This is a genomic window from Nonomuraea sp. WAC 01424, assembly GCF_003947315.1.
In the GTDB taxonomy this organism is placed as follows: Bacteria; Actinomycetota; Actinomycetes; order Streptosporangiales; family Streptosporangiaceae; genus Nonomuraea; species Nonomuraea spiralis.
Genome location: NZ_QHHZ01000012.1, coordinates 202,876 through 216,238 on the forward strand (window position 1 = coordinate 202,876; position 13,363 = coordinate 216,238).

General features: G+C 72.6%; 7 protein-coding genes. 4 read left to right on the plus strand and 3 right to left on the minus strand.

The annotated features are described in order from the left end of the window. Window positions 1-30: 30 nt before the first annotated feature. Both DMB42_RS31615 and DMB42_RS31620 read right to left on the minus strand, forming a co-directional pair. A complete protein-coding gene (locus tag DMB42_RS31615; RefSeq protein ID WP_125639826.1) occupies window positions 31-3,081 on the minus strand; it encodes a glycoside hydrolase family 3 N-terminal domain-containing protein in 3,051 nt (1,016 codons plus the stop codon). 134 nt (window positions 3,082-3,215) lie between these two features. Then, window positions 3,216-5,708 carry a DNA topoisomerase (ATP-hydrolyzing) subunit A gene (locus tag DMB42_RS31620; protein WP_125639829.1) on the minus strand — a complete coding sequence of 831 codons (2,493 nt, stop codon included), beginning with the start codon at window positions 5,706-5,708 and terminating at the stop codon, window positions 3,216-3,218. Between the two features lie 143 nt (window positions 5,709-5,851). Between DMB42_RS31620 and DMB42_RS31625 the strand changes: the two genes are divergently transcribed. Further along, a complete protein-coding gene (locus DMB42_RS31625; RefSeq protein WP_125639833.1) occupies window positions 5,852-6,673 on the plus strand; it encodes a TauD/TfdA family dioxygenase in 822 nt (273 codons plus the stop codon). A 115-nt stretch (window positions 6,674-6,788) separates the two neighbouring features. Next, a complete protein-coding gene (locus DMB42_RS31630) occupies window positions 6,789-8,876 on the plus strand; it encodes a RecQ family ATP-dependent DNA helicase (protein WP_260478060.1) in 2,088 nt (695 codons plus the stop codon). 21 nt (window positions 8,877-8,897) lie between these two features. Here the strand turns inward: DMB42_RS31630 and DMB42_RS31635 are convergent, their stop codons facing one another. After that, a complete protein-coding gene (locus tag DMB42_RS31635; protein ID WP_125639836.1) occupies window positions 8,898-9,791 on the minus strand; it encodes a carbohydrate kinase family protein in 894 nt (297 codons plus the stop codon). A gap of 168 nt (window positions 9,792-9,959) precedes the next feature. Between DMB42_RS31635 and DMB42_RS31640 the strand changes: the two genes are divergently transcribed. Together DMB42_RS31640 and DMB42_RS31645 are read left to right on the plus strand one after the other, a co-directional pair. Further along, window positions 9,960-12,632, plus strand: coding sequence for a bifunctional GNAT family N-acetyltransferase/acetate--CoA ligase family protein (locus DMB42_RS31640; RefSeq protein ID WP_125639838.1), 2,673 nt, complete (start codon window positions 9,960-9,962; stop codon window positions 12,630-12,632). A gap of 96 nt (window positions 12,633-12,728) precedes the next feature. After that, the gene (locus DMB42_RS31645; RefSeq protein WP_125639841.1) at window positions 12,729-13,319 is read left to right on the plus strand and encodes a DUF5998 family protein; all 591 of its coding nucleotides are present in this window, start codon (window positions 12,729-12,731) and stop codon (window positions 13,317-13,319) included. Window positions 13,320-13,363 lie beyond the last annotated feature (44 nt).

A 13,363-nucleotide genomic window follows, 5' to 3' on the forward strand; every position in this document is an offset into this window, starting at 1 on the left:
CCCGGGAGCGGGCGGGACGGGCTCGTGTTGTCAGCGGGCGGCCCTGGCCAGGAGGTCCACCGCCTCGCGGAGCCGTCCGGAGGACAGTTCGTGGTCGGCCGCCGCCTGGAGGTCGAAGCGCCTGCCCACGGTCTGGGCGACGTCCCTGGCCACCGAGACGACGGCGTCGTCCACGGCCTGGGTGTCGGTGCGGGAACGTTCGAGCAGCGACGCGGCGGTCGCCACGGCCGCGAGCACGGCCCGCGTGTCGCGGACCGAGCCGTCGGCGTTCCAGGCGCGCTCGCGCAGCGCCGGGGTCAGCGCCGCCGCCGCGGCCCTCGACGGGCCGTCGCCGCGCGCGAGCGTGTCACGGGCCGCCTTGAGCCGGTCCCGCGCCCGATCGGTCCGCAGCCCCCACCCGTACGGGTACAGCGGGTCGTAGACCGCGTCCCCCACGTTCACCGGCACCTGCGCGGCCGTACGGAACCAGGTGAACGGCAGCCGCCCGGTGTAGGCCACGGCCCCGAACAGCGGGTCGGCCACCCCGGCGCCCTCGGTGCCCGGCAGCCAGGAGGCCACCACGGCCTCGACGCCCGTCAGGTCGCCGAGCTCCAGCGGCCGCCCCGACACGACCAGCACGGCGCATCTCATCGCCGCGCACACCCGGTCCACCGCGGCCCGGTCGGCCGCCGACAGGGCCAGCGTGCGCCCGGCGCGGCCCACGTCGCCCACCCCCTCCGCGTACGGCTTCTCGCCCACCACGACGACGCCGGCGTCGTGCCCGGCGAGGGGGGCCGAGGCGTCGGCCGAGTAGGTGACCGACGGTGTGCGGGCGCGGATGGCCTCCAGGATCGTCGTGCCCGGGGTGATCGGCCCCGAGGAGCCCTGCCAGGTGACGGTCCAGCCGCCGGTCTGGTTGCCGATGTCGTCGGCGTTCGAGCCGGCCACGTACAGTTTCGCGCCGGGGCGCAGCGGCAGCAGGCCGCCGTCGTTCTTCAGCAGCACCTGCGACCTGGCCGCCGCGGTACGGGCCACCGCCCGGTGCGCGGCCGAGCCGACGTCGGCGATACCGGACCGGTCGGCGTACGGGTGCTCGAACAGCCCCAACCGGAACTTCTGCGTCAGGATCCTGGAGACGGCGTCGTCGATCCTGGCCATGGGCACCCGCCCGGCCTCGACCTCGCCCTTCAACGTGGTGAAGAACGCCGGGTACGCGTAGGGCACCATGATCATGTCCAGTCCCGCGTTGACCGAGGTGCGCACGTCGCTCGCGTAGTCGCCGGGGAGCTGGTCGATGGCCTGCCAGTCGCTGATCACGAAGCCCTCGAAGCCGAGCCGGCCCTTGAGCACGTCGGTGATCAGCTCCTTGTGCGCGTGCATCTTCAGTGGCCCGTCGCCGAAGTCCACGCTGGAGAAGGACGGCATGACGCTGCCGACCCCGCGCCTGACCGCCTCGGCGAACGGCGCCAGATGGACCGCCTCCAGCTCCGCCCTCGTCGTCCTCGTGACACCCTGGTCGATCGTGTAGTCGCCCGTGGTGGAGGAGCCGTACGCGGTGCCGCCGTCGCCGGCGTAGTGCTTGGCCGTGGCCAGCACGCCGTTGTCCTGGAGGCCGTCCACGATGGTGGCCATCCTGGAGACCAGGGCCGGGTCCTCGCCGAACGACTCGTACGCGCGTCCCCACCGGTCGTCGCGCGAGACGCACAGGCAGGGCGCGAAGTCCCAGGGGACGCCGGTGGCCCTGACCTCGCGCGCGGTGATCCGGCCTTCCTGTCGGACCAGTTCGGGGTCGCGGGTGGCGCCCATGCCCACGTTGTGGGGGAAGATCGTGGCGCCGACGACGTTGTTGTGGCCGTGCACGGCGTCCACGCCGTAGATCAGCGGGATCTGCAGGCGGGTCTGCAGGGCGCGGGCCTGGAAGGCGTCGATCATGTCGGCCCAGCCGGCCGGGGTGTTGACGGCGGGGGTCGAGCCGCCGCCCGACAGCAGCGAGCCCAGCGCGTACGCGGCGATGTCGCTCTGCTTGGTCAGCGCGCCGCGTTCGGCCTGGGTCATCTGGCCGACCTTCTCCTCGGTCGTCATCCGGGCCAGCAGGTCGGCCACCCGTTGCCGGACCGGCCTGCGCGCGTCCAGGTAGGGCAGGCCGTGCGCGTTGATCACGATGACCGGCTGCTCGGCCGGGGGCCTGGTACCGGCGCCGGACAGGACGAGCGGGATGGTCTCGGCGACCTCGTTCTGGCCGTCGGCCAGCGTCCTGACGGTGAACGTCCTGGTCGCGCCCGAGGCCGTGCCCGCAGGGAAGGTGAGCGTGCCGCGCGCCGGGGTGTAGTCCTCGCCCGGGGTGGCCGTGCCGGTGCCGGTGGCGTACTCGACGGCCAGGTCGGCGGGCAGGGGAGCGCCGCCGGTCGTGGTGACCGTCACGCCGACCTGGACGGCGCCCTTCTCGTCGACCGTGTAGACGGGCCTGCCGGTGGACAGGCGCACCGGGCGGGGCGGGGCGCTGCCGTAGACCTGGACGTCGTCCCAGAGCAGCGTGCCCGAGGCGGCCGGCAGGCGCATCGAGTAGCCCCACATGGCCGTCAGGTCGAGCTCGCCGTCGGTGGGGGCGCCGCCCGGCTGGTAGTCGGCCCGCCGGGTGAAACCGGAGAAGGGGGTCCTGATCTGCCGCCAGCCGGCGGTGTCGTCGGTGAAGGCGGACTCGAACAGCTCGGACGCGCCCGCGCCGGCGCCGCCGTCCTTGACCTCGAAGAAGATCTTCTGGCCGGAGCCGGTGCCGTTCACCCAGAAGGAGAAACCCTCGTACGGGGACCAGTCCTGGGTGGCGGGCAGGTCGTGGGACCAGCCGCCCCACTGGCCGACGGCGTAGACGGCCTTGAGCGCCCGGTTGGCCGCCGGGGCGTCCGGACGGTCCTGGGCGGGCTGGACGGTGAGCGTGGGGGTGGAGGGGGCGTCGTTGCCCCAGGCGTACACGCCTTGGGGGACGCCGTCGGACTCGAAGTCGGTGACGGTGTGCGGCTCGGCCGCCGCCTGGGCGGGCGGGACGACGGCCAGCGAGGCGACCAGGGCGAGTGCCGCCCATAACGGGGGTCTTGCACGGAACACGTTAACCTCCCAAGAGAGAGCGCTCTCAGGAGGAGATCGGGCGTCGAGCCCATTTCATAACACGTTCCGGTAACCGCTCTCGCGGGCGTGTCCGCCGGGGGGACCCGCAGGGCGGGCCTCCCCGGCGGACGGGGTCACTCCTCCTCGGCCGGTGGCGGCGGCGCGACGCCGGCCGCCGGACCCGAGGCCAGGGCGCCGCCCACGGCGCCGATCGTGTGGGTCAGGCGCACGCCCGAGCCGTCGCGGCGGCCGATCTCCTCCGGCAGCGGCACCGGCTTGCCGACCGCCGAGACGGCCTTGGCCGGAGCCGGACCGGCCCAGGCGAGCAGCAACTCGTCCTCGCCCTTCAGGAACCGCTGGGCCCGCACACCGCCGGTGGCCCGTCCCTTGGCCGGGAACTCGGCGTAGTCGGACACCTTGCCGCCCCCGACCTGGGTGCCGGGCAGCGCCGTCGAGGAGCCGGCGACGGTGACCACCTGCGCGGGCAGCGAGGGGTCGACCACGCCGAACCAGATCACCCGGGCGCCGTCGTCGAGCCGGATGCCGGCCATGCCGCCGGCCGGACGCCCCTGCGGACGGACCAGCGAGGCCGGGAAACGCAGGAGCTGGGCGTCGGAGGAGACGAAGACCAGGTCGTGGTCCTCGGAGTCGAGCTCGGCGGCGCCCACCACGGTGTCGCCGTCCTTCAGCGTGATCACTTCGAAGTCGTCGCGGTTGGCCGGGTAGTCGGGAACCACCCGTTTGACCACGCCCTGCGCCGTGCCGAGCGCGAGTCCGGGGCTGTCGGGGTCGAGCGAGCCGAGGCCGACGACCTTCTCGTCCGGCTGGAGCGAGACGTACTCGGAGACCGGGTGGCCGCCCGACAGGGTCGGCGGGTTGGCCGAGGGCGGCAACGTCGGCAGGTCGACGACCTGGACGCGGATCAGCCGTCCGAGTGAGGTCACCACGCCGACCTCGCCGCGTACGGACGTGCGCGCCACCGACACCAGCACGTCGTGCGCCGAACGCTCGCCCTCGCCCGGCAGCGCCTCGGCGTTGGACGTGCGGGCCAGCAGCCCGGTCGAGGACAGCAGCGCCCAGCACGGGTCGTCGGCCACCTGGAGCGAGACCACCGGGGTGCGGGCCACGCCCGGAGCCTCCAGCAGCACGGTACGGCGCGGCGTGGCGTACTTCTTGGACACCTCGGCCAGCTCGCCCGAGACCACCTGGCGCAGCTTGGCCTCCGAGGACAGGATCTCGGTCAGCGCCGCGATCTCCTCGCTCAGCGTCTCCTTCTCGCTGTCGAGCTCCAGCTTGTCGAACCTGGTCAGCCGGCGCAGCGGCGTGTCGAGGATGTAGGCGGCCTGGATGTCGGTCAGGTCGAAGACCTCCATCAACCGGGCGCGGGCCTGCGCCGAGTCGTCGGAGGAACGGATGACCTGGATGACCTCGTCGATGTTGAGCAGCGCGATGATCAGGCCGTCGACCAGGTGCAGGCGCTCCTCGCGCTTGCGGCGGCGGAACTCGGACCTGCGCCGCACGACCTCCAGCCGGTGGTCGACGTAGACCTGCAGCAGCTCGCGCAGGCCGAGCGTACGCGGCTCGCCGTCGACCAGGGCGACGTTGTTGATGCCGAAGGTCTCCTCCATCGGCGTGAGCCGGTAGAGCTCCTCCAGGACGGCCTCGGGGATGAAGCCGTTCTTGATCTCGATGACCAGGCGCAGGCCCTTGTGCCGGTCGGTGAGGTCCTTCAGGTCGGCGATGCCCTGGAGCTTCTTGCTGGTCACCAGCTCCTTGATCTTGGTGACCACGCGCTCGGGGCCGACGTTGTAGGGCAGCTCGGTGACGATGATGCCCTTGCGCCGCGGCGTGATCTGCTCGACCGCGCACCTGGCCCGCATGCGGAACGTGCCGCGGCCGGTCTCGTAGGCGTCGCGCACCCCCTGCAGGCCGATGATCGAGCCGCCGGTCGGCAGGTCGGGGCCGGGCACGAACTTCATCAGCTCGTCGAGCGTCGCGTCGGGCTTCTTGATCAGGTGGCGGGCGGCGGCCACGACCTCGGCGAGGTTGTGCGGCGCCATGTTGGTCGCCATGCCGACGGCGATGCCGGTCGTGCCGTTGACGAGCAGGTTGGGGAACGCCGACGGCATGACCGTGGGCTCGGTCTCCTGGCCGTCGTAGTTGGGCTTGAAGTTGACGGTGTCCTCGTCGAGCGACTCCACCATCAGCATCGCCGCGGGGGCCAGCCTGGCCTCGGTGTACCGCATGGCGGCGGGCAGGTCGTCGGGCGAGCCGAAGTTGCCGTGGCCGTCGACCAGCGGCAGGCGCATCGAGAACGGCTGCGCCAGGCGTACGAGGGCGTCGTAGATGGCGCTGTCGCCGTGGGGGTGGAGCTTGCCCATGACGTCGCCGACGACGCGCGAGGACTTGACGTGGCCGCGCTCGGGACGCAGGCCCATCTCGCTCATGGAGTAGAGGATGCGCCGCTGCACCGGTTTGAGGCCGTCGCGCGCGTCGGGCAGAGCCCGCTGGTAGATCACCGAGTAGGCGTACTCGAGATAGCTCTTGCGCATCTCGGAGGAGACGTCGATGTCGACGATCCGCTCCTCGAAGTCCTCAGGCGGGGGTGCAGTCGTACGTCGGGCCATGTCGAACATTGTGCCGAAGAGACTTGGGTGCCCGCGACTCGTCGGCGCGTCCGGCGCGCGACTACCTGCCCTTGACCAAGCAATTGCTTGGGTCTTAACGTCGGAGGCGAGGACACCGTACGCCCGCCTCCGGAGGCTTCGCCATGATCGAGTTTCGTCCCGTGACCAAGCACATCGGCGCCGAGGTCACCGGGGTCGATCTGCGCAAACCCCTCTCCCCGGAAGACGTCGCGACCCTGCGCGAGGGATGGCTGAAGCACCTGGTGCTCTTCTTCCGCGACCAGCACATCGACGACGAGCAGCACCTCCAGTTCGCCCTGAACTTCGGCACACTCAACCATCCGGCGTTCAAGAAGGACTCCGGCAGCCCGATCCACGTGCTCGACCAGACCTCGCCGAAGGGCGAGGGCGGCGACGAATGGCACAGCGACAACACCTTCGAGCCGACGCCGCCGATGGGCTCGCTGCTGCGCTGCATGCAGCTGCCGAGCGTGGGCGGCGACACCTGCTGGGCCAACACGTACCTGGCCTACGAGACGCTGTCGCCGTCGATCCAGCGGCTGTGCGACGAGCTGACGGCCGTGCACGACATCACGATGTCGATGAAGAAGGCGATCTCCAAGGGGCACCCGTTCGACCTGGCCGAGATCCAGGCCAAATGGCCGCCGATCGAACGCCCGGTCGTCCGCGTGCACGCCGAGACCGGCCGCAAGGCCCTGTTCGTCAACCGCGCCTCCACCACCCGCCTGGTGGGGCTGACCGACCGCGAGAACGAGGCCCTGCTGCCACTGCTCATCGACCACATCCGCTCGCCCGAGTACCAGTGCAGGCTGAACTGGCGGCCCGGCACGCTCGCCTTCTGGGACAACCGCCCCACCCAGCACTACGCGGTCGCCGACTACACCGAACGCCGCCGCATGCACCGCGTGACGGTCAACGCCTTCCCCGAGCACGCCGACCGGTAGCGCCCCCGTCCGGCCCTTCCGGGAGGGGGCGGGCCGGTGTACGACCGCCCGGCGTTCCCGGGACGGGCGCGCGGGTGTGCCGCTTCCGTCGGTGGGAGCTGGTAATAAGGGGGGCATGATTGATGCCCCCGATGCGGCGATGCTGCGCGAAGAGGCCGAGGAGCGGTTGCGGGCCCTGGCCGGCGACCACGCCCGGCTGCGAGACGACCAGTGGGCCGCCATCGAGGCGCTCGTGCTCGACCGGCGCAGGGTCCTCGTCGTGCAGCGCACCGGCTGGGGCAAGTCCGCCGTCTACTTCGTGGCCACCGCCCTGCTGCGCGAGCTGGGCGAGGGGCCCACGGTCATCGTCTCGCCGCTGCTCGCCCTCATGCGCAACCAGATCGCCGCCGCCGAGCGCGCCGGCATCAGGGCCGTCACCATCAACTCCGCCAACCCCGAGGCGTGGGAGGAGATCTACGGCCAGGTCGCCGAGGGCATGGTCGACGTGCTGCTGGTCAGCCCCGAACGCCTCAACAACCCCGACTTCCGCGACAACGTGCTGCCCGAGCTGGCCGAGAGCGCCGGGCTCGTCGTCGTCGACGAGGCCCACTGCATCTCCGACTGGGGCCACGACTTCAGGCCCGACTACCGCAGGCTGGCCACGCTGTTCGGCGAGCTGCCGCCCGGCATCCCCGTGCTGGCCACCACCGCCACGGCCAACGCCCGTGTCACCCGCGACGTGGCCGAGCAGATGGGCGAGGACACGTTCGTGCTGCGCGGCCCGCTGGAGCGGGAGAGCCTCCACCTGAGCGTCGTGCGGCAGCCCTCGGCCGAGCAGCGCCTGGCCTGGCTGGCCCAGACCCTGCGCGAGCTGCCGGGCTCCGGCATCGTCTACACCCTCACCGTCGCCGCCGCCCACGAGATCGCCGGCTACCTGCGCGAGCAGGGCCACGAGGTGGCCGCCTACTCCGGGCAGACCGACCCGGCCGAGCGCCTGGCCGCCGAGGAGGCGCTGCTCAACAACAAGATCAAGGCGCTGGTCGCCACGAGCGCGCTCGGCATGGGGTTCGACAAGCCCGACCTCGGGTTCGTCGTGCACGTCGGCGCGCCGCAGTCGCCCGTCGCCTACTACCAGCAGGTCGGCCGGGCCGGGCGCGGCGTCGAGCGCGCCGAGGTCATCCTGCTGCCCGGCACCGAAGACCGCGAGATCTGGGCCTACTTCGCCTCCCTGGCCTTCCCGCCCGAGCCCGTCGTACGCGCCACGCTCCAGGCCCTCGAACAGGGCGGCCTGATGTCCACCCCGGCCCTGGAGACCGCGGTCGACCTGAGCCGCAGCCGCCTGGAGATGATGCTCAAGGTCCTCGACGTCGACGGCGCCGTACGCCGGGTCAAGGGCGGCTGGGAGTCGACCGGCGAGCCGTGGGCCTACGACACCGAGCGCTACACCCGCATCGCCGCCGAGCGCAGGGCCGAGCAGGACGCCATGCTGCGCTACCTGACCATCGAGGAGTGCCGCGAGCAATACCTGCGCCGCCACCTCGACGACGACGCCGCCACGCCCTGCGGCCGTTGCGACAACTGCACCGGCCGCCACCGTTCGCCGGAGATCGCCGCGCAGGCCGTCGAGACCGCCCGCGAACGCCTCAGCAGGCCCGGCGTCGAGATCGAGGCGCGCAAGCAGTGGCCCACCGGCCTGGCCGACCTGTCCGGCCGGATCAAGCCCGAGCTGGGGGCCGAGCCGGGCCGGGCGCTCGGCCGCCTGACCGACATCGGCTGGGGCAACCGGCTGCGCGACCTGCTCGCCGGAGGCGACGGGCCGATGGCCGACGACATGTTCAAGGCCGTGATCCAGGTGTTGTCGGCGTGGGAGTGGCGCGACCGGCCGGTGGCCGTGGTCAACGTGCCGTCCGCCACGCGGCCGCAGCTCGTACGCGGCTTCGCCGAGCGGCTGGCCCAGGTGGGCCGCCTGACCTATCTGGGCGAGCTGGGCTACCGGGCGGGGGCGCCGGGGCAGCAGTTCAACAGCGCCAAGCGCGTCCAGGCGATCAGGGGCACCCTGGCGATGCCCAAAGACGTCGGCACGGCGATCGCCGAGTGCGGCGGCCCGGTGCTGCTCGTGGACGACCGGGTCGACACCGGCTGGACGATGACGCTGGCGGCGGCGCTGGTGCGCCACGCGGGCGCGCCGGCCGTGCTCCCGCTCGTGCTGGCCACCACGTCGTAGCGCCCGGCAGGGGAGCGCGGCTCAGAACGGGGGCCGCGCGCCCAGGTGCATGATCGCCTTGGCCGCGAGTCGGCACCCGGCGGCCAGCGACTCGGCCGGCGGCTTGCCGGCCAGCCACGGCGGCAGGAACCCGGCCGAGAACGCGTCACCCGCGCCCGTGCCGTCAACGATCTTGTCGACCGGCTCGGCGGCCACCCGGACCGGGTCGGGACGGCCGTTGCTGAACCACAGCGCGCCCTCGGCGTTCATCTTGATGATGACCTGCGGGAACCACGCGGTCAGCACCTTGGCGGCGGCCTCGGCGTCGTCGCGGCCGGTCAGCACCTTGGCCTGGTCGATGTTGGCGAACAGCAGCTTGGCGCCGTTGGTCCATTCGAGGAACGGCTCGGCGCCCGTACGATCCAGCGGCGCGGACGAGGCGCAGTCGACCGAGATCGACATGCCCGAGCGGCGCGCCATGTCGAGCGCCGCGAGACCGGCGTCGCGCGAGCCCTCGTTGACCAGCGTGTAACCCGACAGGTGGAGATGGGCGCCCGAGGTGAACAGGTCACGCGGCAGGTCCTCCGGCGACAGGGCGGCGTTGGCGCCCGGGTCGGAGAGCATGGTGCGCTCGCCCTTGTGCGTGACGAGCACCACGCAGGTGCCGGTGGGCCGCTCGGGATCCATGACGAGCCGGGCGTCGACGCCGTAGCCCATCAGCTCCATGTCGCGGTTACGGCCCGTGATGTCGGCGCCCCGGCGGCCGATGAAGGCCACCTCCGCGCCCTCGACGGCGAGCCACGAGGCGATGTTGGCGCCGGAGCCTCCGCCGTGCATGGTCACGATCGCAGGCGTGTCGCTCGCCCTGGCGAGCGCATAACGGGCGCGCGCGACCGCGTCGGTCATGAGATCGCCCACCACGACGACCCGCGTCATGATGTCACCACCTTGCTGCCTTCAGAACGAGCCTGGCCACGGCAAAACTAACAGCTTCCGGGCTGTTCGTGGGGCTGACCCGGGACACCGGGCGACAGTCGATGCACAAGCGTTGCCCAACAGGCCCGCCGGTCTTGGCATGTGGGATGCGGGTTTACGCTCGTGGACGTGGAGGCACACTATCCGGCTCACTGGGAGGCCGACGTCGTCCTGGCCGACGGGGGCACCGCGCACGTACGCCCGATCAGGCCCGCCGACGCCGACCGTCTCCGTGCTTTCTACTCCCGTCTGTCCGACGAGTCGATCTATTTCCGCTTCTTCGGCCCGCGCCCCCGCCTGTCCGACCGTGACGTCGAACGTTTCACCAACGTCGACTACGACAACCGCGTGGCCCTCATCGCCACCATCGGCGCCGAGATGGTGGCCGTCATCCGCTACGACCGCACCGGTCCGGGCGAGGCCGAGGTCGCGTTCCTGGTCGAGGACGCCCACCAGGGCAGGGGAGTGGCCTCCGTCCTGCTGGAACACCTGGCCGCCACGGCCCGTGAGCGCGGCATCGAACGGTTCGTCGCCGACGTGCTGCCCGCCAACATGAAGATGATGGGCGTCCTGCGGCAGGCCGGCTACACCGCGCAGAGCCGGTTCGCCGACGGCGTCGTACGCATGACCCTCGACCTCACCCCGACCGAGACCTCGGCGGAGGTGACGACCGCGTGCGAGCACCGCGCCGAGTCCCGGTCGATCGCCCGCCTGCTCGCCCCCGGCTCTGTCGCCGTCATCGGCGCCTCCCGCGAGCCCGGCGGCGTCGGCCAGACCGTCCTGCGCAACCTGCTGGCCGCCGACTTCACCGGCCCGGTCTATCCCGTCCACCGCCAGGTACGCGCCGTCGCGGGCGTACGGGCCTACCCGAGCGTGACCGCCATCGACGGCGAGGTCGACCTGGCCGTCGTGGCCGTGCCCGCCGAAGGCGTGCTCGACGTCGTCAAGGAGTGCGCCGAGAAGGGCGTGCACGGGCTGGTCGTGGTCTCCTCCGGATTCGGCGAGACCGGCGCGCCCGGCCGCGACAGGCAGGACGAGCTGGCCCGCATCGCCCGCTCGTACGGCCTGCGCGTGGTGGGCCCCAACTGCCTCGGCATCGCCAACACCGACCCGGCCGTCAAGCTCAACGCCACGCTGGCCGCCACCGTGCCGGGCCGCGGCCGGGTGGGCTTCTTCAGCCAGTCGGGCGCGCTCGGCACCGCGCTGCTCCAGCGCGTGGCCCAGCGCGGTATGGGCATCTCGTCGTTCGTCTCGGCCGGCAATCGCGCCGACGTCTCCGGCAACGACCTCCTCCAGTACTGGGAGGAGGACGACGCCACCGAGGTGATCCTGCTCTACCTGGAGTCGCTGGGAAACCCGCGCAAGTTCACCCGCCTGGCCAGGCGCATCGCGCGCAGCAAGCCGATCGTGGTGGTCAAGAGCGGCGGCACCCCCGCCGGCCACTCGGCCGAGGAGCTCGGGCTGCCCGACTCCGCCATCAGCTCCCTGTTCGCCCAGGCGGGCCTGATCAGGGTCGACGACCTCATCCAGCTCTTCGACGTGGGCCAGCTCCTGGCCTACCAGCCGTTGCCCGCCGGGCCGAGGGTCGCGCTGGTCACCAACTCCGACGCGCTGGGCCTGCTGGCCGCCGACGCCTGCCTCGCCGCGGGCCTCGAACCGCGCCCGCCGGTCAATCTGGGGGCCGCCGCCGGGCCGTCGGAGTTCGGCGCGGCGCTGGCGGCCGAGCTGGGCCGCGACGAGGTCGACGCCGCCGTCGTGATCTACATGCCGCCGATCCCCGGGAAGTCCGACGAGGTGGCGGCCGAGCTGCTGCGGGTCTCGCAGGGCTCCGCCAAGCCGGTGCTGGCCACGTTCCGCGGGCACCTCGGCATGCATCCGTCCCTGCGCGTGGCCGGTGGCTCGGGCGCCGCGCCCGCGCGCGGCTCGATCCCGTCGTACGCGGCGCCGGAGGAGGCGGTCAGGGCCCTGGCGCACGTGGTGCGCTACGCCACCTGGCGGGCCCACCCGGCCGTGCCGCCGCCCGAGCTCGACGGCCTCGACACCGCCCGCGCCCGGGAGCTGGTCCTCGCCACGCTGTCCGGCGCGGCGGCCCCGGCGGCGGGGGAGGAGCCCACCGGGTTCGCCGAGCCCGGCCCGCCCGTCGAGATCGACGCCACCGAGCTGCTGTCGTGCTACGGCCTGACCGTCTGGCCGGCCGAGGTCGTACGCTCGCCGGAGGAGGCCGTGGCCGCCGCCGAACGGCTCGGCCCGCCCGTCGTGCTCAAGGTGGCCGACCCGGGGGCCTCGCGCCGCGCGGGCACCGTACGCCTGGGGCTGACCGGTCCTGAGATGGTGCGCCACGCCTACGCCGAGTTCGCCGAGCAGCTCGGTGAGCGGGTCGAGCTGGCCGTACAGCGCATGGCGCCGCAGCCGGCCGTGCCCACCGTCGTACGGGTCGTCGAGGACCGGGCGTTCGGGCCGGTGGTCTCGTTCGGGCTCGGCGAGGTGACCGCGCGCCTGCTGCTCGACCAGGGGTTCCGCCTCGCCCCGCTGACCGGCGAGGACGCCGCCGCCCTCGTGCGGTCCGTACGCGCGGCCCCCCTGCTGTTCGGCCAGTACGGCTACCCGCCCGTCGCCGTCCCCGCCCTGGAGGAGCTCCTCGTCCGCGTGGGCCGCCTGGCCAACGACCTGCCGGAGGTGGCCTGCCTCGACCTTGACCAGGTGCTGGTGGGCGAGTCGGAGGTGCTGGTGCTCGGCGCCCGCGCCACCCTGCGCACCCCGGCCGGCCCCCGCCTGGACGGCGGCCCGAGAAGGCTCTCCTGACCGCACCCAACATGTCACCCATGTGCTGACAAAGACGTTCATAGAGCGTTATGTCTGGCGGGTGAGTGCACTGCGCGGCCCTGGCAGGATGGAGGCATGAGGGAAACCCGAGTCTCAGCCGCGGGCCTGCGTGAAGCGATCGAACGCAGCGGCTACTACCCCGACCTCGTCACCGATGCGGTCGAATCCGCGCTGGGCAAGGAGGCCGTGACCGCGTTCGTGGTCCACCACGAGGCCACCTTCGATCCCGCGATGGAGGTCCGCCGGCACGTCACCGTCCTGGTGTTGTCGACGACGAGGCTGCTGGTCTGCCACACCGACGAGCACCCGGCGGTCGAGGGTGTCTCCGCCTCCCACGCCTCCACCACCACCGAGGCGGTCCGGCTGAGCCGCGTCCAGTCGGTGGCCGTGACCCGCGTGGTGCCCGACCCGGCCTCCTACGCGCCGGGCGTCCCGCCCACCGAGGTCACCCTGACGATCGGCTGGGGCGCGATCTCCCACGTCGACCTGGAGCCCGCCACCTGCGGCGACGAGAACTGCGACGCCGACCACGGCTACACCGGCGCGATCACCGCCGGCGACCTGTCGCTGCGCGTCAGCGAGGCGGCCGACGGGCCGGAGGCGGTCACCCACGTGCTGGCCTTCGCCAAGGCCCTGTCCGAGGCCACCGCAAGGGCCGCCGCCTGACGCCCCCGGGCCACCGCGAGGCCCCCGCCTGATCGCGCGTGGAC